The organism is Kyrpidia sp. (assembly GCF_023512215.1).
In the GTDB taxonomy this organism is placed as follows: domain Bacteria; phylum Bacillota; class Bacilli; order Kyrpidiales; family Kyrpidiaceae; genus Kyrpidia; species Kyrpidia spormannii.
In genome coordinates this window covers 20,931-42,564 of record NZ_JAILZZ010000005.1, presented here as the reverse complement: position 1 = coordinate 42,564, position 21,634 = coordinate 20,931, and the positions used below count along the sequence as shown (strand labels likewise).

The window sequence follows — 21,634 nt, the reverse complement described above, 5'->3', positions numbered from 1 at the left end:
GTTGACCCGGAGGGCCCTGTTGTTTGATCTCGATGGGACGCTTTTGCCGCTGGATCTGGAGACCTTTTTGCACGGCTGTTTTTCGGGCATGGCCCGCCGGGTGGGCCGTTGGTTGGCGCCAGACGAACTGGTGAACTTAATTTGGGCGGCGGTCAAAGACACGGTGGAGAACGACGATTCCCATCGCACGAACGACGAAGTATTCCGAGAGGCCTTCATGGCCAGGGCCGGCGCCGGGAAGGAAGAAGTCTGGGCCGAGATGGAGGCCTTCTATGAGGAAGAGTTTGCCCAGCTTCGCCATTTGACCCGACCGACGGACTTGGCCCAGGAAATTTGTCGCACAGCTCTGGAGCAAGGTTATGAGTTGGTGGTGGCCACCAATCCGATTTTCCCCGAGAAGGCAATTCATGAGCGACTGCGCTGGGCGGGCCTTGAGGCCATTCCCTTTCGCCTGGTGACGACCATGGAGAATTCCCATTATTGTAAGCCCCGGGTTCATTATTACCGCGAGATTTTGACGAAGATCGGCCGATGTCCAGAGGAGTGCACGATGATCGGCAACGATGTTGTGGAGGACGGGGCAGCGGCCGAGGCGGGAATCGCAGTTGGTCTCGTCACAGACTGTCTCGTGGGATCCGTGCCGGTGGACCGCCCCCCGGCATGGACCGGGACGTTGACGGACGTGCTGGAGTGGATCAAACACAGGGAAATTTAACGCGAGGAGGCGGGGGAATGCGACGGAGGCGCGTGGCGGTGACGATGGCCTTGTCCCTAACGCTGGCGGGATGTGGGATGGGGGTTGCACAGCCGTCTCCCGGGGCCCAGTCGGGCCCGCAAGCAAGCGGGGCATCGGGAGCCCCTTCGGCGGATCAAGGGCAGCCGGGCGGAGGATTGGCTTCCCCGACGAAACCGGCGGGGGCGGTTCAGGGTCAAGGGGGAAACGCCGGGACTCCCGGACCTGCGCCGGGAGCGGGGCCGGGGGCCGGCCAGGGGCATGGACCCGGGGCCATGCAGCAGACGATGGGGGCCGGTGGAGGCATGCGGGCGGATTCAGAGGATTTTGTGCCCGCGAGCCAACTGACCATGGAAGCCCTGAAACAGCGCAAGAATCTGTGGATCGATTGCAACCTTTCCCAGCAGCGGGTGTATATCAAAGATGGCAATCAGGTGCTGAAGGTTATGGCGACCTCGTCGGGACTGGACACGAATCCGGACAATTCGACTCCTCGGGGAACTTTCCAGATTGGTCAGCGGGATACCTGGTTTTATAACGCCCAAGAAAAAGAAGGCGCGATGTATTGGGTCTCTTTCAAAGGGCTCGAGTTTCTCTTTCATAGTGTTCCCATGGACCAGAATCAGCAGATCATTCAAAGTGAGGCGGACAAGCTGGGGCAAAAAGCGTCTCACGGGTGTCTGCGTCTCTCGGTGCCGGATGCCAAATGGTTTTATGACAATATTCCACCTGGGACGAAGGTAGTTATTCACGATTGAATCCAGGGCGGCCGCCGATCCTGGCCGGGCCGCCTAGGATATCTCAGTGCATGACCGGAAGGCTGACATTCAGGTGATAAAGAAACTCCTCTCCTTCGCCGTACACAGGTTGGACAACAAAGCCCGCGGCTTCCAAGGCGCGAGCCACCTGTTTGCGGGTTTCCACATTATCCGTTTTCACCGTTGCTCCGTAGGACAGCACTTGGACGGAGACCGGCTTTCCCCCGGCGGCTTGTTCGACGATTCGGCGAATATCTTCCACCTCGATCCCTCCGCCTTCAGTATGCCCCAAACCACCGATCCACTTTTCACCCGCTTCATTGAGCTGCATCGACTCCCGTCTGATGATCCGGGCGGTGAGTTGCATAAAAGTCCGGGTTGTCAAAGTAATTTCCCGCCTGTTCCCACGTCGGGTCGCAGGGGATCCATTTTTTCTCGTCCGCCAAATAGACAACATTCCAGGCGTGGGGTCCGCCACTTCCATCGGGTAACACCGCTGTACCGAATTCTTGTTTGACCTTAAGGCCAACGGCCCTGCCCATGGCGACCATGAGTGCAGAGTAATCGGTGCACACGCCCTTGCCGGTGTTAAACGTCGGTATCGCCCCGAAGGATAGCGATTGAATCTGCCCCTGTTCAATGGCGGCCGCTTTTTGATTATCGTACTGCACGTGTTCCCCGATCCATCGATACAGTCGGTAAGCCTTTTCCCGGTCTGTCCGCGCTCCCTGAACCACCTGTCCGGCCGTGGCATCGATCTGGCTATTCGATTGGAAGCGGGTTTGCCAGGTCAAGAACCCCCGGGCTTCGGGCGGGGCGTTGTTGGCCGCCTCCTGGGTTAACTCGGTCAGCCAGCGATTGGCTTGATCCCCGAGAACAGGAACTTTTTGCGCGATCGGGCTCGACAGAAGCGGTGACACCACCCGGGTATCCGCCCACCGGTACAAAGAACTTTCCTTCGCCATCGCCTCTACAGTGGGGGCGTGAATGTAGGGCAGGATGAGGTGAATGGCTGCCACAAACACCAACATGTGAAGGGCGCCCCGGGGAACCTGGAGAAGACCACCCAGGGCATGGTTCAACGTTCTGGGCAGCCGAGAGGCCAACCCCTGCAATCGGTGAAGGACGCCCACGGCCAGGCTGATCACCGGTTGGGCCAACAAATCCAAAATCCACGAAAACAAGAACGCGGTCACCGGAACCGCCACGGCCCACGCGATCAAACTTTCGTGAAGCTGACGGCTGACCCACTGCAACTGAGGGATGCCCCAGGCGTTTTGGGCAACCACCGTCCGCAAAAGCCACAGGGCGGCCAGGGATGCCAGAATCCACTGCACAGATCCGAGTGCCGAGCGAATACTGTACTTCATCAATTCCAATTCACCCGGCAACCCGCGCCACAAGCCGATGACAATGGGAGATAGCAGTAAAAAGCCCGCAATGAGAGTGATCCAATTATGGTCCAATGGGCAGCCACCTCCGGTTCGCCGGCAACAGGACTCATCGCGCCGCATATATATGGAATACGTAGGACGTTGTCAACTTTGTGACCCAGGACGACGGGACCGGTGCTACCAGACTAACGGACATGAATATATTTTACAGAATCACAACCCTTCCGGAAAGGATCGGGGCAAGAGCCCGATGAAAAGGGGGAGACATCATGGACATCTTAGACCGCCTGTCGGAATACCGGGCTCGTGAAGAGCAACTCCGTTGGGAGGGCACATTCCGAGACTATCTCGACATCGTCCGAGCCAAACCGCACGTTGCGCAGTCTGCGCACTCCCGTATATATCAGATGATCGCCTCTGCCGGTGTGCAGACCGACGAGCAGGGAAGGAAACACTATAAATTCTTTGAACGAGAAATTTTCGGCTTGGATTCCGCGATCGAACGGTTGGTGGAGGAATATTTTCATTCGGCCGCCAGGCGTCTGGACGTCAGAAAGCGGATCCTGCTTTTGATGGGTCCGGTCAGCGGGGGCAAATCCACCATCGTGACCATGCTCAAGCGCGGCCTGGAGCAATTCTCCCGCACCGAGGAAGGAGAGTTGTATGGAATCAAGGGGTGCCCCATGCATGAGGAACCCCTGCACTTGATCCCTCCGGAACTCCGGTCGGATTTTGAACAGGAGTTCGGGATCAAGATCGAAGGGACCTTGTGCCCCGCGTGCCGCTTGCGGGTCCAGGATGAGTACAACAACCGAGTGGAGGAAGTGCCCGTGGAGCGGGTGCTCCTTTCCGAAGACGATCGGGTGGGAATCGGCACCTTCAGCCCTTCGGACCCGAAGTCCCAGGACATCGCCGATCTCACCGGCAGCATCGACTTTTCCACCATTTCCGAGTACGGGTCCGAGTCCGACCCCCGGGCTTATCGATTCGACGGGGAACTCAACAAAGCCAATCGCGGCCTGATGGAGTTCCAGGAGATGTTGAAATGCGATGAAAAGTTTCTCTGGCATCTGCTTTCTCTCACCCAAGAAGGAAATTTTAAAGCCGGGCGGTTTGCGCTCATTTCCGCGGACGAAATGATCATCGCCCATACCAACGAGGCGGAGTATCGGGCGTTTATCGCGAACAAGAAAAATGAAGCCCTGCAATCCAGGATAATCGTCATGCCGATTCCGTATAACCTGCGCATCTCTGAAGAAGTGCGGATCTACGAAAAACTAGTGCGCCAGAGTGATCTGAGGGATGTGCACATCGCCCCCCATGCCCTGCGGACGGCAGCGATTTTCTCGGTGCTCACGCGGCTCCGGGACTCCAAGAAACAAGGTATGGATCTGGTGAAAAAAATGCGCCTGTACGACGGGGAGACGGTGGAGGGGTTTAAGGAAAAGGATATTGAAGAGCTGCGCCAGGAAGCTCCGGATGAAGGCATGTCCGGCATCGATCCCCGGTATGTCATCAACCGGATCTCCAGTGCGCTGATTCGGCGGGATACCCCCTGCATCAATGCTCTGGACGTCCTGCGCGCGCTGAAGGACGGGCTTGACCAGCACCCCTCCATCACCAAGGAAGACCGGGAGCGGCTGCTCAACTTCATCGCCGTGGCCCGCAAAGAGTATGACGACATGGCGAAAAAAGAAGTGCAAAAAGCTTTCGTTTATTCGTATGAAGAATCGGCCAGGACTCTGTTTGAAAATTACCTCGACAACGTCGAAGCTTATTGCAACTGGCAGAAATTGAAAGATCCTATCACTGGAGAAGAAATCGATCCGGATGAAAAACTGATGCGTTCCATCGAAGAACAAATCGGCATCTCGGAAAACGCCAAAAAAGCGTTCCGGGAGGAAATTCTGATCCGCATGTCCACCTACGCCCGCCGGGGACGGAAGTTCGAGTACCATTCCCACGAGCGCCTGCGGGAAGCCATCGAAAAAAAGCTGTTCGCTGACCTGAAAGATGTGGTGAAGATCACCACTTCCACCAAGACGCCCGATGTCCAGCAACTCAAGAAAATCAACGAAGTCACCAAACAGTTGATCGAGGAACACGGGTATTGTCCGATCTGCGCGAACGAATTGTTGCGGTACACCGGCAGCTTGCTCAATCGATAGCGAAAGGGAGGGGGAGGAACGTGGCACCGGTTCGATTCACCGTTTCCAAGGAAGATTGGTCCCTTCACCGCAAAGGCTATCAGGATCAGCAGCGCCACCGGGAAAAAGTACGAGAGGCCATCCGGAAGAATCTCCCGGACCTCATCACGGAAGAGAGCATCATCATGACCGACGGGCGGCAGATCGTCAAGGTGCCGATTCGTTCCCTGGACGAGTACCGTTTCCGATTCAATTACGAAAAACAGGCACATGGCGGCACCGGGGACGGGAACGCCAAACCCGGCGATGTGCTCGGAAGAGACGGCGAACCCGCCCAAGGCCCGGGAACCGGTCCGGGTGCCGGCGATCAGCCGGGAATCGACTATTACGAGGCCGACGTGTCGGTGGAAGATATCGAGGAAGTTCTTTTTAAAGATCTGGAGCTGCCGGACCTCAAGCCCAAGGACGAGTTCGAGACAGAAGTGACCGATATTCGATTTAATGATGTGCGCAAAAAAGGACTGTCCTCGAACATCGATAAGAAACGGACGATCCTCGAAACCCTGAAGCGCAACGCCATGCACGGGAAGCCGGGTATACACCACATCTCGCCGGACGATCTACGATATAAGACCTGGGAAGAGATCGAAGAACCGCGCTCCAACGCCGTGGTGCTTGCGATGATGGATACCTCCGGATCCATGGGCGTCTTTGAAAAATACGTGGCCCGGACATTTTTTTTCTGGACGGTGCGGTTTCTCCGCACCAAGTACCAAAAGGTGGACATTGTGTTTATCGCCCACCATACTGAGGCCAAAATCGTGAGTGAGACGGAATTTTTCACCAAAGGCGAGAGCGGAGGGACGATTTGCTCGTCCGCGTACCAACTCGCTTTGGATCTCGTGGATCATGAGTATCCCGTAAAGCGGTGGAACATCTACCCGATCCATTTTTCGGACGGGGATAACCTCTCTTCGGACAATGAGCGGTGTGTCCAGCTGGTCAATGAATTAATGGACAAATGTAACATCTTCGGCTACGGAGAAGTGAACCAGTATCAGCGGACCTCCACGCTGATGAGTGCTTATCGCCACATTCACAATCCGAAGTTCCGGGCGGTTTTGATCCGGGAGAAAGGGGATGTCTACAAGGCTTTAACCACATTTTTCTCGCCGGCGGCGGATCAGCAGGCGTCCTAAGGAGGGGAGAGGGATGAACCGGGAGGAGATACGCCGGCTGGAACAGGCCATCGAACAGATGATGGATCTCGCCCGAGGATTCGGGCTCGATTTTTATGAGATGCGCTTTGAAATTTGCCCGGCGGACATCGTTTACACCTTCGGGGCGTATGGGATGCCGACCCGGTTTTCCCACTGGAGTTTCGGCAAGGCATTTCACCGCATGAAAACGCAGTACGACTTTGGCCTCAGCCGGATCTACGAACTGGTGATCAACTCAGATCCCTGTTACGCGTTTTTACTCGACGGCAACTCGCTGTTGCAAAATAAACTGGTGGCGGCCCACGTTCTCGCCCATTGTGATTTCTTTAAGAATAACGCCCATTTTGCGCATACCTCGCGGTTCATGGTCGAGAGTATGGCATCCAGTGCCGAGCGGATTCGGAGCTACGAACTGCAATACGGCAAAGATGTGGTGGAACAGTTTCTCGATGCCGCCCTCGCCATCCAGGAACACGTCGACCCTTCAGTGACTTTTCGTCGCCGCCCCAGGGACTGGGAGGAGCGCCGGGAGAAAGGGCAGCAAACGGAGAAGCCAGGAAGTCCCTACGACGATCTGTGGGCGCTCGATCAGCCCCCGTTGGCGGCGAAACAGACGGAAATGGCTGTACCGCGGAAAGTTCCACCGGAACCGGAGAAGGATCTCGTCTTGTTTCTGATTGAGCACAGCCGGGTATTGGAAGATTGGCAAAGGGATATTCTCTCGGTGCTGCGGGACGAGATGTTGTATTTCTGGCCGCAGATCGAGACGAAGATTATGAACGAAGGCTGGGCGACCTACTGGCATTTGCGCATCATGAGAGAAATGGATCTCACTTCCGACGAAGCGGTGGATTTTTCTCAGATGCATTCCGGAGTGGTGCTTCCGTCCAAGACGTCCATCAACCCGTACTATGTGGGACTCGCCATTTGGGAGGATATCGAGAAACGGTGGAATGATCCGCCTGAGGAGGCCCGCCGGCGCTTTGGAGCGAGGCCCGGCCAAGGGCGGGCGAAGATGTTTGAGGTGCGGGAGACCGAGACAGACACCTCCTTTTTGCGCAACTATTTGACCAAAGAGCTGGTGGAAGAACTGAATCTCTATCTTTACCAGAAGATGGGCAATGAGTGGCGGGTGGTGGAGACGGATTGGGAGAAAGTGCGGGACACTCTGTGCGCCGCCCGGGTCAACGGTGGATTTCCCGTGATTCTCGTGCAGGACGGGGATTACTTGCAAAACGGTGAGCTGTATCTCACGCACCGGTATGAAGGGGTGGAGTTGGACGTCAAGTATGTGGAAAAAACGCTCCCTTATGTGTATCGGTTGTGGGGGCGTCCGGTTCATCTGGAAACAGTGTTGGATAGCCGGGCGATCCTTTTTAGCTATGACGGGAAAAAGAACCATCGAAAATTTCTTTGATCCTGGAACGATCGTCCACTCTGTCCAGTTTCCGGGTGCATAAGATGTAGCAGGGGGAAGGTGGTGATGATAGGTGCGGAAACCGAAGAAGATTTTCATCTGTCTGCATCCAGGTCAGATCTTGGTCGTCAAGTGCAAGAGGCACCATCATCGACATTGCCGTTAACTTGCGCATTACACCCCGGGCCCGCTTGTGCGGGCCTTTTTTTGGCTTGCAGCAAACAGTTTCGCCGAACCGAGGGGATGGAAATGTTCTCGATCAGGCGAAAATTGACCTCTCGAAAACGTACACCAATGAGTTTGTGTCTAAAGAAAAGCCATAATTGATCGGGATCGTGTCGGGCCGGCATCCCGTCTCCATGACTTGTGTCGAGATTGAGGCCGTGATCCGTCTATCTTGTGGCTTGCTGGTGAGCGGCAGCCGCTTTGTTCCCGGCGAAAGGGATGTGTAGAGAAAACAGATAAGTGAAAAAACAATAAAAAGGGTTGTCGTGACCATAAAAGTGCTTTATAATCAAAAACGTGAATAAACAGTGAACCCTACCGGGTATCGTACTCGTACCAAGCGGTACCCACACAGCACCTGGATGTTGCACCTCGATAGAAGCACTTCAATGAAGCACCTCGATGAAACATTTCCCTTCGTGCAAAGGTCGCACCCTTTGACTCACCCTGGACGATGAAACGGTCGCGCTAGAATTCATTGCCTTCAAGAGATGCTGAGCTGTTCAACGGCATCGGAGGAGTCGGAAAAGGAGGCAGAGTTTGAATCAAACCAAAGTCAACCCTATTCATGTACAGATTTCACAGAGGAGGTCGATGTGTGGGATTATACAGTGTCATCACAGAATATCGATGTCCATTTGCACCACCGGCGAACCATTTCGGTTGAGGGGGGACTGCGATTGCCGTCGGCGACCTTGAGCTACACCGAAATTCCACTGGAAGAAAAAGAGAGACTTTTTGCGGAAGTAAAGGCCGACCCCCGCTTCCATGATTATCTATATGGCTGTTATGAGTGCGGGATTTGTGTGGCGGCCTGCCCATCGGCGCGATTTTACGATTTTTCCCCGCGTAAGATCGCGCAAACCCTGGCCCGAGAGGACGTTGAAACGTTCTACGTCCAATTGAACGAAGACGTCTGGAACTGCTCCCAATGTTTCTCTTGTACGCGTTGTCCGCGCAAGAATAACCCCGGTGGTTTGATCACGATTATGCGGGAAGTGGCGGTGAAAAACGGCCTGCGGTCGACACAAGAGGCATTGGCGGGATACACCCGGGTCATTTATAAGATTATGACCACCGGCACCCAGGTTTCCCCGGATATGTTGCAGGAAGACGCGTTTCCGGATTGGGGGCCCCAGGTGCGGGAGGTATCCCGGAACCTCGACACGTGGCGCAAGGCGCTCCCGCCGGATACGATGCACACCACGGCGACTTCCTGGGCGGTAGACGAGCGCACCACCCGGGAGTTGTTTGCGATCTGGAAAATGACCGGAGCACTCGATATGATTGCATCCCTGGATGAGGGGTTGCACGCCATTATCGAAGAGCTGATGGAAGACGAACTGGAGGAGATGGGTCTCGCCTTCGACTGAAGGGTACCGCAAATCACTCTGTCAGGTTACGAGGAGAAAGGAGAAGAGGATCGATGCCTGACCGGGATGCGAAAAGTGGAGGAGTCTTGCAAGTTGACACTCAGCGCGTGTTTGAACCCGATCCCAACGAGGCGCCGGATGAGGACATCCGGGAAGCGGTGTGGGAATTGGGGAGGGCAGGGGAATGGATTGTACAGCCGGTTCCCGAACCTTATGTGGAAGTGCGCACGAAATTCGGATGGAAGAAGAAGATCCCGCTCCAAAAAACGTGGCACCATAAGAGTTGCGGCCAGTGCGGGCATATCCCGGGCTATTCCACATCTATCTTTTGGCTTAATCGGTTGCTAGGGTACGACTATTTTGATCCCCGGGATCAAACGTCGTGTACGGGGTGGAATTACTACGCTTCTGCCACCTCCAACCAGGCCGCCCAAGCCGCGGTGGCGATGCGGAATTTTGCCGCCGCCTATGAGACAGGATATTATCCCCTCATTCATTGCGGAACCAGCTTTGGCCATTACAAAGAGGTTCGTCACGAGTTGGTCCACGACGCGAATCTGCGCCGGCAGGTTCGGGATATCCTGCACAAGCTCGGGCGGCCCTTCGTGATGCCCGAGGAGATTGTACATTACAGCGAATGGATGTATGCGGTGCGGGATCAATTGGCCGCCCGGCGGGTGCGGGACGTGTCCAATATTACAGTAGCGGTTCATCCAGCCTGTCACTATTACAAACTACAGCGGGCGGATGCGATCTATGACGCGGAAATTTACAACGGACAGAGGACGGCGGTGGTCACGGCGGTGGTGACGGCCTTGGGCGGGAACGTCGCCGATTATTCAACGTGGTATGACTGCTGTGGATTTGGTTTCCGACACATCCTCGTGGAACGCGATTTCACCCGGAGTTTTGCGACCTTGCGCAAGATTGAAGTGATGAAAGAAGAAGCAAATCCCGATGTGGTGTTGACCCACGACACTGGATGCGTGACTTCGCTCGACAAGAGCCAGTTCGCGGCCCGGGCCCACGACCGGAATGTCGGGGTGCCGGTGATGTCCGAATCCCAGTTCGCCGCCCTGGCTTTGGGTGCTCATCCTTATCGGGTGGCTCAACTGCATTGGCATTCCACCGATACCGCCGCCCTTCTCAACAAGATGGGCATCGACCACGAAGCGGCGTGGGCGGAATTCGAGACAGACCTTGAAAAAATCCGCAGCGGCGCGGTGGAGACGCTAACTTGGGAAGCAGTCATGTAATCCAACTGAGTTCCGATTCCGATGCAGAAAGGGGAACCGGTATGCCGAACGATAGCGTGTTGATTGTGGGGGGCGGGCCCGCGGGCCTGGAGGCGGCGAGGGGCGTCGCCGATCTTGGAAAAAAAGCGATTCTGGTGGAAGCGCGGGATGAATTGGGCGGAACTCCCTATGCTTCGAGTTATGCCACCTTGACCCCCGACCTGCGGGATACCGAGGAAGAGATGGCCGGATTACTGGGAGATGTTCGCAAACATCCCTTGGTGGACGTTCGGCTCGGGACCCGGGTTGTCAAAAGCGAAGGGCGAGCCGGGGAGTTTAGAGTGACTCTGGCGGGGGGTGATGGTGCCCAGGTGGAAGAAGAAGTGGGTGCGGTCATCATCGCCACGGGATTTCAACATTTCGATCCCGGCCGGGAGACCCAGATGTACGGCTACTACGAGTACGACGATGTCATTACCCTGGTAGACGCCGAAAAAATGATGAAAAAAGGCAAGATTGTGCGTCCTTCGACGGGTGAACCCCCGGAGCGGGTGGCTTTTATTCAATGTGTGGGCTCCCGGGACCGGCAGATTGGGAACAAATATTGTTCAAAGGTGTGCTGTGGGATCGCCTCCAAACAATCGATCGAGATCAAGCGGATGTTGCCCAACGCAAAAGTCTTTATTTTCTACATCGACATGCGGATGTATGGGTTTTGGGAAGATCAGATTTATTGGAAAGCTCAGGAAGAGTACAAAGTGAACTACGTGCGCGGGATTGTGACCGAGATCATCCGGAAAGGCGATAAGCTGCTGGTCAAAGGGGAAGACACCACGATGGGCCGGCCGGTGGAAGTCCTTATGGACATGGTTATTCTTTCGGTGGGGATGGAACCGTCCCGGGGGACGATCGAGATGAGCCGTATTTTCAACATTCCTCGGGAGGATCATGGCTTTCTGGCGACCCAAGGGGGGCCCTTGGACACCGTTTCCACACCCGTGCCGGGAATTTTTGTCGCCGGGGCGGCCGCTGGGCCAAAGGACCTGGAGGATTCGATTTCAATGGGCGGGGCTGCGGCGATGAAAGCGGTGGCGCTGCTGAACCGGCTGCAACGCGTGTCTGTCGGATGAACGGCGTGATGATTGATGCGGAGGCGCTCAAGGAGTTTCTGGATAAAGCCGAGCCTTTCATTCCAGAAGATGCCTTTGGGTCGTGGGCCGAACAGCTGGATCAGCGCCTCCGGTCCGCAGATCGACAGTTTGGCCTCGTTCAACAAAGTGGAGGAGACCCTGAGAAGCTGCCGTGGCATCTGATTCCCGCCACCCGACGCCTGCCGGCGGCAGAACGGGAGCGGGGTGCAGAGCGGGCTTATGCCTTGGCTCGGCTGGCGGAAAGCGGGAATGGTCAGCAGTTTTGGGAGTTGGTCGATAGCTGGGAGGAGCGGCCAAAATGGGCCCTGGAATGGGCGACGTATTGGTTTTATCTTGCAAATCCTGAGCGCGCTCCCTGGTGGGCGCGGTGGCTGTATAACCCCGGCAACCAGACCGGCGCCTTCGTTCTCCTGCTGGATGATCCTCGGGTGATGGAACCAAGGGTTCCCCCCAGCCAGCAGTATGGGCAGATTGCACAGGGCATGGGGCTCCTGGGGGCGGTGCTGGAGTCGATTCACCGGCTGCCGCGGGTTCCGGACAGTCACCGTCCGTTGATCTGTTTGTCCTTGGTGTATGCGGTTTATATGTTTACCGTGACATCCTGGCGCATGACTACTGAGTTTACCCAGGTGCTGCCGCCGTTCGCGAGAGTCGTGGAAGGCCTACTGGGCATCCGGCACGGGGAGGGAGTGCAACTTGAGCAACGCGAAAGCCAAAAGCTTTGAATTCTTCGAAGTGGTTGTCGACGGCATGCGGCTCACCGGTTCGTTCAACCGGATGTTTGAACCGCGACCTATCACAGAGTACGACCTATCCGCCTTGGAGACGGTCACCTCCATCGAAGGGGCGGAGTCCCTTGGATATTGTTACCAATGCGGCAAATGCACGGGGGTCTGCCCCATCGACACGGTGGGCGATTTCTCGCCTCGCAAGGTGTTTCGCCGTACCCAACTCGGCGCCTCTTTGTTAGACAGCCCGGACCTCTGGCTCTGTACGACCTGCCGGAACTGCCTGCGGGTATGTCCGAAAGAAGTCAACATGATCAAAATCATGCCGGCGGTGCGGGAGAAAGCCGTGCTCGAGGGGAAAGCCCCGAAAGAGTTGCTCGATGCCTTTGAAGCCACAGCCCGTTACGGCAACCCCCTGGGCGAGTCCCCCCGGAAAAGGGCGGACTGGACGAAACAAGCGGGGGTACCGGTACCCATCATGAGCAAACACAACGCTCCGGTGGATGTCCTGTGGTTTGTGGAGTGCTACCCCTCTTACCACCCCCGGGGCAAGGACGCGTCCATCGCTTTGGCGCGGATCTTCAATGCCCTGGGAGTTGATTTCGGCATTCTCGGCCACGAGGAGAAGTGTGCCGGGGACTCCCAGCGGATGGCCGGAGAGCGCGGCTTATTCGAAATGCTCGCCGAGCATAACATCAAGATGCTCTCGAAGTACCAGTTCAACCAGATTGTGGTGACAGATCCCCACGCGTACAACGCGTTTTTACACGAATACCCGGCCCTGGGTGGAAACTTTCAAACGGTACACTACACTCAGTATCTCGCTTCTAAAATTCACGAGTTGGATTTAAAAATCCCGATTCCAAAGCGGGTCACGTTCCACGACCCCTGCTATCTGGGCCGGCACAACGGGGAGTACGACGCACCCCGCAAGCTATTGCATGCGATCCCGGGTCTTGAATTGGTGGAAATGGGGCACTGCCGGGAGACCGCGTATTGCTGCGGAGGTGGCGGAGGAGGGATGTGGCTGGATGGATTTAACCGCGACCACCTGAGCATGCGCCTGTCTGAACGGCGGGTGCTGGAGGCCATCGAGTACGGGGCGGACATCCTCGCCGTGGCTTGTCCCTTTGAGGTCTCGCGTTTTGAGGACGCGGTAAAATCGACCGGCAACGCAGGAAAATTGGAAGTGATGGATATCGCTGAATTGCTCGCCCAGTCCGCCGGATTGCTGGAAAGTCCGGTCGAGGTCGGCCAGTAAAAGCTGTACGGAATGGTGGGAGGGGACGTTTATGAAAATGTTGGTACCGATGAAATTGGTTCCAGACGTGGTCGAAGAACTCGTCGTGTCAGACAGCGGGGACAGCCTCGATCGAGAAGCTGTGGCGTTGAAATTGAACGAGTGGGATGAACAGGCATTAGAGCAGGCTCTTCTCATCAAAGAGGCGGCGGGTGGCGAGGTGATCGCCGTCGCTGCCGAAACCGGGGATGTGGACGACGCCCTGTACACGGCGTTGGCAAAAGGGGCGGACCGGGCCATCAAGCTGGTGGGAGACGGCCTCGAACAGGGCTTGAGCAATCGCCAGTACGCCGAGATTCTCAGGAACGTCGTCTCGGCGACCACGCCGGATCTCATCTTAACCGGAGTTCAGGCCAATGATGACCTGGACGGCCAGTTGGCCACGTGGTTGGCGGGATTGCTCGAATATCCTTTTGTCACCGTTGTAGCCGAGGTCGAGGCCAAGGACACCCAGGTTCTCGTCAAAAAAGAGTTCTCCGGAGGCATTACAGCGTCGCTGACCGTTCGCCCACCGGCTGTGCTCGGCATCCAAGTGTCTCCAACACCTCCCCGTTACGCCCCCATCTCCCGGGTTCGGCAAATGATGAAAACGGCCACCCTGGAAGAGATGGAGGTTGAGGTGCCGGAGGTTCCGGGAATCCGGGTGACGAAGATGGCCGTTCCGGTATCGGAGGGGCATGCCGAAATGATTGAAGGCGATCTGGACGAGAAAGCCGCCCGGATCCTGGCCTTGCTAAAAGAACGCGGAGTGATCGCTTGAATCTAGCTGTCTAATGTGGGGAGGCGGGAGAATGTCAACAGCATTGGTTTTCGTAGAGACCTTGGACGGGAAGATTGCCGATATCACATACGAGTTGCTCGATCTCGCGCGCCGGGTGACAGGGGATGGCGGCACGGTGACAGCCCTCGCCGTCATGCCCGCCGGTCTCACCTCGGAACTGGGGGCGGCGGACCGGGTGCTGTGGGCCGACAATCCGGATAATTGTTACCTGCCGGAATCCCTGGGCAAAACCTTGGCCCAAGCGATAGATCAAGTATCCCCGGACCTGGTTCTTGTGGGAAATACCGCCGTGGGGATGGACGTGGCTACTTATGCGGCCAGCCGGGCAGGGTGCTCGACCATCGCCTCGGTCCAGAAGGTGGAACCGGCGGGACAGGGGTGGCAGGTGGAATCGGTGATTCTCGGTGGCAAAATGGTCGCCGCGGCAGAAGTGACCGAGCTCACCATCCTACAAGTCCTGGCTGGTGCCGGCGATGCCGAGCGGGGGCACATTCAAGGAAACCCCACGGTGGAAACCATTACCGCAGCGGAGGCGGCAGCCACGGTATATGAGGGACTCGCCATGCCCGACAGCACCGATGTCGATATCACCAAACAAGATATTCTCGTCAGCATCGGCCGGGGGATTGGTGACAAGGACAACATCGAGGTGGTGGAAGAATTGGCCGAAGCCCTTGGCGCGGTGGTGTCGGCCTCAAGGCCGGTCATCGATGCCGGATGGCTCCCGAAATCTCGGCAAGTGGGGAAATCGGGCAAAAAAGTCAAGCCCAAAGTCTACTTGGCCCTCGGGATCAGCGGGGCTCCCGAACACCTGGAAGGTATGCGGGACGCGGATTGCATCATCGCCGTAAACACCGACCCCAAGGCGCCAATTTTCGACGTTGCCCATTATGGAATCGTTGAAGACATTCTCGAACTGGTGCCCGCCCTCACCGAGAAGGTCAAAGGCGCTTGATCAGGGAAAGGAGAGTTGAACTCACGTGAATCCCGTTGCTGAACGGCCCGTATTCGAAGGATTCGAGCACACGTGGCTGGTGCCAGCCTTTTACGTCCTGGCATTCATCGCCATCGGTGTGTTCCTTTACGGCGTCATTCGCCGGATCCAACGTTATCGGGCGGGTCGCCGGCAGCCGTGGTACCCGGATTGGCCCAAGCGGCTGATCCGGGCCACCGCGGAGGTGCTGACCAGTCGCAAAATCGGGCGCAGGGACCTTTATACCGGCATTGCCCACGGATTTGTGTTCTGGTCGTTCGGTTTTCTGTTTCTAGGAACCACGATCATCTTCATTGACAATGACATACTGAGACTCATAGCACCGAAACTCCAGTTTTGGAAAGGGGATTTTTTCCTCGCTTTCTCGGTCGTCATGGACATTTCCATGGTCCTGTTTATCATCGGCCTGGGGATGTTGGCGGTGCGCCGGGCATTTTTTGCCGTAGCCCGGCTGAACTACGCCCGGGTGGACAACAAGCCGGTGGATCGCTCGAACTACAAGAAAGAGGACTGGTGGTTTCTCGGTCAGCTTCTGTTGATCGGCGTGACAGGCCTCTTGATCGAGGCGTTCCGGCTTGTGGCAGATCGGCCGTGGTTTGAGGCTTATTCCCCGGTGGGATCCCTGGTTGCCCAAGGGTTCCGGGCAACCGGAATGACTCCCCAGACGGCGATGGATTGGCATTTTATCACCTGGTGGGTTCACGCCTTCCTGGCACTGGGATTTATTGCCTATCTACCCTATGCCAAATCTGTTCACATGCTGGCGTCCTGGGCGAGCTTGACCGTACGCAATCCGAAAGCCGGGATCGCCCTGCCACCGCCGCCTTCAGAGACCGAGCCGGGGCTGCCGCTGGCTCCTGCCGCTGAAAATCTCAGTTGGAAAGAACTCTTGCACTTCGATGCCTGTACAAAATGCGGCCGCTGTCACGATGTATGTCCTGCCCGCAACTCCGGAGCGCCACTATCCCCTCGGGACCTCATCCTGGATTTGCGGGAGGCGATCAGTGGTTTTCATGGCATGAAGAGGCCGGGGGCCAAAGTTGGCCACTCGGCGGCGGAGTCGGACCTGTCTTCGCAAGAGGTTTCCGCCGCCCTCGAACCTGGAGAGCTGATTGCTCCCGACGTTTTGTGGTCCTGTACCACCTGTCGGGCCTGCGTGGAAACCTGCCCGGTGGGGATTGAGCACGTTCCTATCATCGTGCAGATGCGCCGCTCGCTCATCGACCAAGGCACGATGGACGGCAACCTGTCGGCCACACTGATGAATTTTGCCCGCAAAGGGAATTCCTTTGGCCAGTCGGAACGCAATCGCGCGAAATGGGTCAAGGAGGCGGGGGTCACCGTCCCGGACGCCCGAAAACAAGAGGTGGAATACCTCTGGTTTGTCGGGGACTACGCGAGCTACGATCCTCGGGCGCAAAAAGTGGCTCAGGCTCTGGCCCGGGTTCTCACTCATGCGGGAGTAAGTTTTGGAATCTTGTATGAAGCGGAGCGGAACGCCGGGAACGATGTGCGGCGAGTGGGTGAGGAAGGGCTGTTCGAAACCCTCGTGGAGAAAAACATCAAGGCCATCCAGTCGGCAAAGTTCAAAAAGGTCCTGACCACCGATCCGCACACGTACAATACCCTCAAAAACGAGTACCCGGCTTATGGATTGGAGGTGGAGATCGAGCACTATACGGAGCTTCTCGATCGCCTGGCCCGGGAAAACCGGCTGCCGGTGAAATATCCCCAGAACGTCAAAGTGACCTACCACGACCCTTGCTATCTCGGAAGGTACAATCGAGTCTTCGATCCTCCGCGCAACCTCATCGCTCACGTCGGGGCGACTTTGGTGGAAATGCCCCGCAACCGGGAAAACAGCTTCTGTTGCGGAGCGGGGGGAGGAAGAATCTGGATGGGAGATACCCTCTATCCCACAAAGCCGGCGGAAAGTCGGATCAAAGAAGCGAAACAACTCGATGGAGTTACTCATTTCATCGTCGCTTGCCCCAAAGATCTGGTGATGTATACCGATGCCGTGAAGACGGCGGGGTATGAAGGACAGTTGGAAGTGGGAGATCTCGTGTTCCTGCTTGAAAAGGCCCTGGGGCTCGCGAACGAAGTAGTGGAGGAGACAGTGACATGAGCGATGGCTGCATTCTTCCGGAAGACCTCTATTACTGGATCGACAAGCACGTGTGGGCAAAACCGGAGCCGGACGGCACGGTGTTGGTGGGCATGACCGATGTGGCCCAGAGCTTGGCCGGCAAGATCATTGTGGTGAATTTGCGCTCCCTGGGGAAAAACTTGGCCCGGGGCAAGAGCGCCGGAACTCTTGAAAGCGGAAAGTGGGTCGGGACGATCCCGACTCCAGTGGCGGGCAAAGTGATTGCGATCAATGAACAGATCAAAGGGCAGCCCGACCTGGTGAACACCGATCCCTATGGCGCGGGCTGGTTGATTCGCGTTGAGCCCGCGGACTGGAACACCGACTCCCAGAATCTGGCTACCGGGGCGGACGGGGTTGCTGAGTATCGAAAAAAACTGGAAGCTGAGGGAATCAAGTGCAGCCATTAGAGGGAGAGGCGAGATGAGCCCATGGCCAGGGTGATGATGTGCGAGTTTCCCGATGACCTCTGGTACGATGTTGAACTCGATGTCTGGGTAAAACGACTCGAAGACAACACCGTGTTGCTCGGGATGACCGATCCAGCCCAGACCCGGGCGGGCAAGATCTTGCAGATCCGAGCTCGCGTTGGGAAGGTCGTCGGGGCCGGTAAGAGTGTGGCTACAGTGGAATCGGGGAAGTGGGTTGGCCCCATCACCAGTCCGCTGCAGGGTAAAGTGCTGCGGCTCAACCCCGCAGTGGCGGAGGATCCCAATGTGATCAACCGCAGTCCCTATGAAGAGGGCTGGATCGTTCAGATGGAACCCTCCAGCCAGGAGTGGCCCCAAGGAAACCTGCTGCCCGCAGACCAAGCGGTACCACTCTTTGAGCAAAAACTTCGCGAGGAAGGGCTCACCTGCCTTCAGTGTATCCCTTCAGATGAATCAAACCCTGGAGCGGTCTAGGATAATGTTTTCGTTCAAGGCTATGGGCAGGTCAGGGCAAGGGGTGAGGACATGCGCTATCTGAATCTGGGAATCGTCTCGGCGGAGAGGTCCCAGGCGGTGTATCATGCCGTCGCCCGGGAGGCTCGCCCAGGCGACGAGGCGACCCTCATCGTCGTCAGCCCCCGCACACCGTACGTATGCGCCGGTTTTCATCAGGTGACCAGTCGAGAAATCGATGTCGAATACTGTCGGGAGCAGGGCATTCCCATTGGCCGGCGCATGACGGGGGGCGGGGCTGTGTATCTGGATCAGGATCAGATTTTTTGGCACCTCATCCTCCCGGAATCCCAGGTTCCGGTACAACGCCTCTATGAGACCTGGCTGCAAGCGCCGGTCCGTGCGTACCACCGCATCGGAATTGCCGCCGAACACCGGCCGGTCAACGACATCGTGGTGGGTCCCCGCAAGATCGGGGGTACCGGCGCAGCGACGATTGGCACGTCCATCGTGCTGGTCGGCAGCATCATGATGGATTTTGACGTTGACGCCATGGCGAAGGTCCTGCGGGTTCCATCGGAAAAATTTCGCGATAAACTGGTTTCGGGCTTATCGGAATATGTGACCTCCATTCGCCGGGAACTGGCAGGTCAGCCGCTGCCGGAGCGCGAGCAGGTGACAGCGATTTTAGTGGAGGAATTCGCGTCGATTCTCCAGGAACCCGCCCGGGCCGGTCGGCTTTCGCAACGGGAGCAACAGGCGCTCAGGGAGTTCGAAGAACTCCTCTTCTCCGAACCTTTTGTTTTCCGCTCCGAAGGGATTCTTCGCAGCGGAGTGAAGATCTCGGAGGCTGTGCGCCTGTACGAAGGGGTCCACAAAGCCCCCGGCGGGCTCATCCGGTTGATCTACCGCACCCGGGATGGTCTTTTTGACGATGTGCTGTTGGCGGGGGATTTCTTCGCATATCCCGAAGATGCCCTGGAGCGTTTTTCCGAGCGGCTCATCGGTCGCAAGGTCTGTGAAGAGGAGTGGGTTTTGGCGGCTGAGTGGCTGATGGAAGAGGCGTCAATCCCGGGGGTGGGCGTGGAGGATTTGATGCAGGCTTTTCGGGCCACCCATGGATTTTGAATCTCTTATAAAGGAGTGGATGTTCATGGCGGAGGATGTCGCGTTGAAAATTGACGCGAAAGGGCTGAAATGCCCACTGCCCGTGGTGCGGGTCAAAAAGGCCATTCTGGGTATCGAGGTCGGACAGGTGATCGAAGTAGAAGCCACGGATCCCGGCTCCATGGCGGACTTTGAAGCTTGGACCCGGGCCACAGGCCACGATCTTTTGCAGGCTTCAGAAAATCAAGGGATCTACGTGTATCGAATCAAACGTACAAAATAGGAGGGATTGTCTGTGTCCGAGGAAACGAAGAAATGTGTATACATTCATACGTCGGGGGTTGAAGCTCCCTACCGGGCGGCCTCGCCATTTTTTCTCGCTACGACCGCCGCTTTGATGGACTACGACGTCTCGATGGTTTTTACCATCAAGGCCACGGGCCTTTTGAAAAAGGGCGTCGCAGAGACCCTTCAGGTAAAGGAAGGGGGAGAAGGGGCGAATCTCCAGTTTTTTATCGATCAAGCCCGAGACGCTGGCGTCAAATTTTACGTCTGCGCCCCAAGTCTCGACCTCAACGATGTCACAGTGGAAGATTTGATTGAGATCGATGGGGTGGTGGGGGGCACCGCGGTGAACGAAATGTTGTTGGAGGCCGATTTGGTGGTGAGTTTCTGATGGCAGAAGATCCGGTGTCCGGCGGCGAAGTTTCCATCCCCGCCATCATCGCCGAGGTGGATCGGCTGTTGGACGAGAGCGGTGCCTTTCTGCCTGGACTCTGCAACGTCACGAGCTATTTGTTCCATGAACTTCCAGACCTGAGTTGGCTCGGCTGGTATGTCACAGAAAGTGTGGGCGGGAACCTGACGTTAGGGCCTTTTCAAGGTCCGCCCACCGTGCCTCGAATTGGCTGGGGAAAGGGGGTGGTGGGTTCCGCCGCGTTTGAGAGAGCGGTACAGATTGTGGCTGACGTGCGGCGGTTTCCCGGGAATCTCCGGGACCGACTCGGGACCCGGTCGGAAGTGGCTCTGCCCGTGATCCGATCCGGAATCGTCCAGGGGGTGCTCTCGGTAAAATCGCAGCAAGTCGATCGATTCAGCGTGATTGAGGTGGAACTCTTCAGTGCCGCCACAAAGCGCGTCGGAGACCGGTGGCCAAAACAGGGACTGTGCTCACAGGCAGCTCCCAAGGATGGTTCTAACGATGAAAGGAAGGTTTGAGAACATGACCCGGAGGATCGAGGTGCCTTTGCCCGATCTCGCCCCCTGGTTCGAGGACCGGCTGGAGTTTCTGAACACTCTTCACGAAGTCCTGCGCAATATCAATTTTGGCCGCAATGATCATCTGCCCTATTACGAGCCCATCGAAGGATACACGATCTACATGATGTCGGAACTCGGCCCCCGGGGTTCAGGTCGCCCGCCTTCGGTGGGCCGGTGGCAGCTGGTCATTGAACCTCGGGACAAACCTTACCAGTTGGCGCTGCAGGGAAGGCTCAAAGATAAGCGGCCGGTGGGTGAACTCATCCTCCGCTGCGAAACTCCGGAGTGGGTCGCTCGGTTTGATCAGTTGGTCGAAGAGTATGGCCGTTCGCAAAACCAATCTTGAACAGGGGATTTCCCCGTTTCATGAAGGAGGAGAAGAGGATTATGGCACGTCGCGTGGCGATTATTGCGTCTCAAGGCACGCTGGACACCGCATACAAAGTGTTGAACATCGCGGTGGCAGCCGCATCGATGGACGCGGAAGTGAAGATTTTCTTCACCTTTGAGGGTTTGAACATCCTCACGGCACCGGAATCCCTGCAGATGCCGTCCGGTAAAGAGCACTTACAAGCCGCTCTCGGGCAGGCGGGGCTGCCCTCCGTTAAAGAAATGCTGGACATGGCCCGGGAATCTGGGGTGGAACTGTTGGGGTGCCAGATGACGATGGATGTTATGGGGATCACCCAGGAACAACTGCCCGATCGGTGTCCCGTTGGAGGCGCGGCGGCCTTCCTCGAATACGCCTTTGATGCCGATGTCACGGTGACGTTCTAGG

At 56.8% G+C, this 21,634-nt stretch carries 23 protein-coding genes; 21 read left to right on the top strand and 2 right to left on the bottom strand.

Annotated elements, in window-relative coordinates; all coding sequences use genetic code 11:
- The first annotated feature begins 1 nt into the window (after window position 1).
- Both K6T64_RS03500 and K6T64_RS03495 read left to right on the top strand, forming a co-directional pair.
- Entirely contained in the window at window positions 2–715 is a 714-nt protein-coding gene (locus K6T64_RS03500; protein WP_288008574.1) for an HAD family hydrolase, read from the top strand.
- 17 nt (window positions 716–732) lie between these two features.
- Entirely contained in the window at window positions 733–1,491 is a 759-nt protein-coding gene (locus K6T64_RS03495; protein ID WP_100668412.1) for a L,D-transpeptidase, read from the top strand.
- A 43-nt stretch (window positions 1,492–1,534) separates the two neighbouring features.
- Here K6T64_RS03495 and K6T64_RS03490 read toward each other — a convergent pair whose 3' ends face one another.
- Together K6T64_RS03490 and K6T64_RS03485 are read right to left on the bottom strand one after the other, a co-directional pair.
- On the bottom strand, window positions 1,535–1,753 hold the full coding sequence (locus K6T64_RS03490; protein WP_170086180.1) for a hypothetical protein: 219 nt from the start codon (window positions 1,751–1,753) through the stop codon (window positions 1,535–1,537).
- Window positions 1,754–1,808: 55 nt separating this feature from the next.
- On the bottom strand, window positions 1,809–2,957 hold the full coding sequence (locus K6T64_RS03485; protein WP_288008573.1) for a transglutaminase domain-containing protein: 1,149 nt from the start codon (window positions 2,955–2,957) through the stop codon (window positions 1,809–1,811).
- A gap of 197 nt (window positions 2,958–3,154) precedes the next feature.
- Between K6T64_RS03485 and K6T64_RS03480 the strand changes: the two genes are divergently transcribed.
- The 19 genes from K6T64_RS03480 to K6T64_RS03390 all read left to right on the top strand — a co-directional run bounded on the left by K6T64_RS03480 (window position 3,155) and on the right by K6T64_RS03390 (window position 21,633).
- Window positions 3,155–5,053, top strand: coding sequence for a PrkA family serine protein kinase (locus tag K6T64_RS03480; RefSeq protein WP_170099674.1), 1,899 nt, complete (start codon window positions 3,155–3,157; stop codon window positions 5,051–5,053).
- A gap of 20 nt (window positions 5,054–5,073) precedes the next feature.
- On the top strand, window positions 5,074–6,231 hold the full coding sequence (gene yhbH / locus K6T64_RS03475) for a sporulation protein YhbH (protein WP_288008572.1): 1,158 nt from the start codon (window positions 5,074–5,076) through the stop codon (window positions 6,229–6,231).
- A 13-nt stretch (window positions 6,232–6,244) separates the two neighbouring features.
- On the top strand, window positions 6,245–7,669 hold the full coding sequence (locus K6T64_RS03470; protein ID WP_288008571.1) for a SpoVR family protein: 1,425 nt from the start codon (window positions 6,245–6,247) through the stop codon (window positions 7,667–7,669).
- 821 nt (window positions 7,670–8,490) lie between these two features.
- A complete protein-coding gene (locus tag K6T64_RS03465; protein ID WP_232796607.1) occupies window positions 8,491–9,267 on the top strand; it encodes a 4Fe-4S dicluster domain-containing protein in 777 nt (258 codons plus the stop codon).
- Between the two features lie 53 nt (window positions 9,268–9,320).
- Window positions 9,321–10,523: a heterodisulfide reductase-related iron-sulfur binding cluster gene (locus K6T64_RS03460; protein ID WP_100668406.1), complete on the top strand. Its 1,203-nt coding sequence runs from the start codon at window positions 9,321–9,323 to the stop codon at window positions 10,521–10,523.
- A 41-nt stretch (window positions 10,524–10,564) separates the two neighbouring features.
- Window positions 10,565–11,632 carry a CoB--CoM heterodisulfide reductase iron-sulfur subunit A family protein gene (locus K6T64_RS03455; protein WP_288008570.1) on the top strand — a complete coding sequence of 356 codons (1,068 nt, stop codon included), beginning with the start codon at window positions 10,565–10,567 and terminating at the stop codon, window positions 11,630–11,632.
- An 8-nt stretch (window positions 11,633–11,640) separates the two neighbouring features.
- Window positions 11,641–12,378, top strand: coding sequence for a hypothetical protein (locus K6T64_RS03450; RefSeq protein WP_288008569.1), 738 nt, complete (start codon window positions 11,641–11,643; stop codon window positions 12,376–12,378).
- Window positions 12,350–13,642, top strand: coding sequence for a (Fe-S)-binding protein (locus K6T64_RS03445; RefSeq protein ID WP_288008568.1), 1,293 nt, complete (start codon window positions 12,350–12,352; stop codon window positions 13,640–13,642). The genes K6T64_RS03450 and K6T64_RS03445 overlap by 29 nt, the downstream gene beginning before the upstream one ends.
- 31 nt (window positions 13,643–13,673) lie before the next feature.
- Window positions 13,674–14,441 carry an electron transfer flavoprotein subunit beta/FixA family protein gene (locus K6T64_RS03440; RefSeq protein WP_100668402.1) on the top strand — a complete coding sequence of 256 codons (768 nt, stop codon included), beginning with the start codon at window positions 13,674–13,676 and terminating at the stop codon, window positions 14,439–14,441.
- 31 nt (window positions 14,442–14,472) lie between these two features.
- Entirely contained in the window at window positions 14,473–15,417 is a 945-nt protein-coding gene (locus tag K6T64_RS03435; RefSeq protein WP_288008567.1) for an electron transfer flavoprotein subunit alpha/FixB family protein, read from the top strand.
- A gap of 25 nt (window positions 15,418–15,442) precedes the next feature.
- Complete coding sequence (locus K6T64_RS03430) at window positions 15,443–17,584, top strand: heterodisulfide reductase-related iron-sulfur binding cluster (protein ID WP_288008566.1); 2,142 nt, start codon at window positions 15,443–15,445, stop codon at window positions 17,582–17,584.
- Window positions 17,581–18,015: a glycine cleavage system protein H gene (locus tag K6T64_RS03425; RefSeq protein ID WP_170086169.1), complete on the top strand. Its 435-nt coding sequence runs from the start codon at window positions 17,581–17,583 to the stop codon at window positions 18,013–18,015. Before K6T64_RS03430 ends, K6T64_RS03425 begins: the two co-directional genes overlap by 4 nt.
- A 21-nt stretch (window positions 18,016–18,036) precedes the next feature.
- Complete coding sequence (locus K6T64_RS03420) at window positions 18,037–18,510, top strand: biotin/lipoyl attachment domain-containing protein (RefSeq protein WP_288008565.1); 474 nt, start codon at window positions 18,037–18,039, stop codon at window positions 18,508–18,510.
- Window positions 18,511–18,561: 51 nt separating this feature from the next.
- Complete coding sequence (locus K6T64_RS03415) at window positions 18,562–19,617, top strand: lipoate--protein ligase family protein (protein ID WP_288008564.1); 1,056 nt, start codon at window positions 18,562–18,564, stop codon at window positions 19,615–19,617.
- A gap of 25 nt (window positions 19,618–19,642) precedes the next feature.
- The gene (locus tag K6T64_RS03410; protein ID WP_100668397.1) at window positions 19,643–19,879 is read left to right on the top strand and encodes a sulfurtransferase TusA family protein; all 237 of its coding nucleotides are present in this window, start codon (window positions 19,643–19,645) and stop codon (window positions 19,877–19,879) included.
- A gap of 12 nt (window positions 19,880–19,891) precedes the next feature.
- A complete protein-coding gene (locus K6T64_RS03405) occupies window positions 19,892–20,272 on the top strand; it encodes a DsrE family protein (RefSeq protein ID WP_013076429.1) in 381 nt (126 codons plus the stop codon).
- A complete protein-coding gene (locus K6T64_RS03400) occupies window positions 20,272–20,814 on the top strand; it encodes a GAF domain-containing protein (protein ID WP_100668396.1) in 543 nt (180 codons plus the stop codon). The genes K6T64_RS03405 and K6T64_RS03400 overlap by 1 nt, the downstream gene beginning before the upstream one ends.
- On the top strand, window positions 20,798–21,202 hold the full coding sequence (locus K6T64_RS03395) for a hypothetical protein (protein WP_133121297.1): 405 nt from the start codon (window positions 20,798–20,800) through the stop codon (window positions 21,200–21,202). Before K6T64_RS03400 ends, K6T64_RS03395 begins: the two co-directional genes overlap by 17 nt.
- Before the next feature lie 41 nt (window positions 21,203–21,243).
- Window positions 21,244–21,633, top strand: coding sequence for a DsrE/DsrF/DrsH-like family protein (locus tag K6T64_RS03390; protein ID WP_170086167.1), 390 nt, complete (start codon window positions 21,244–21,246; stop codon window positions 21,631–21,633).
- Window position 21,634: the final 1 nt, after the last annotated feature.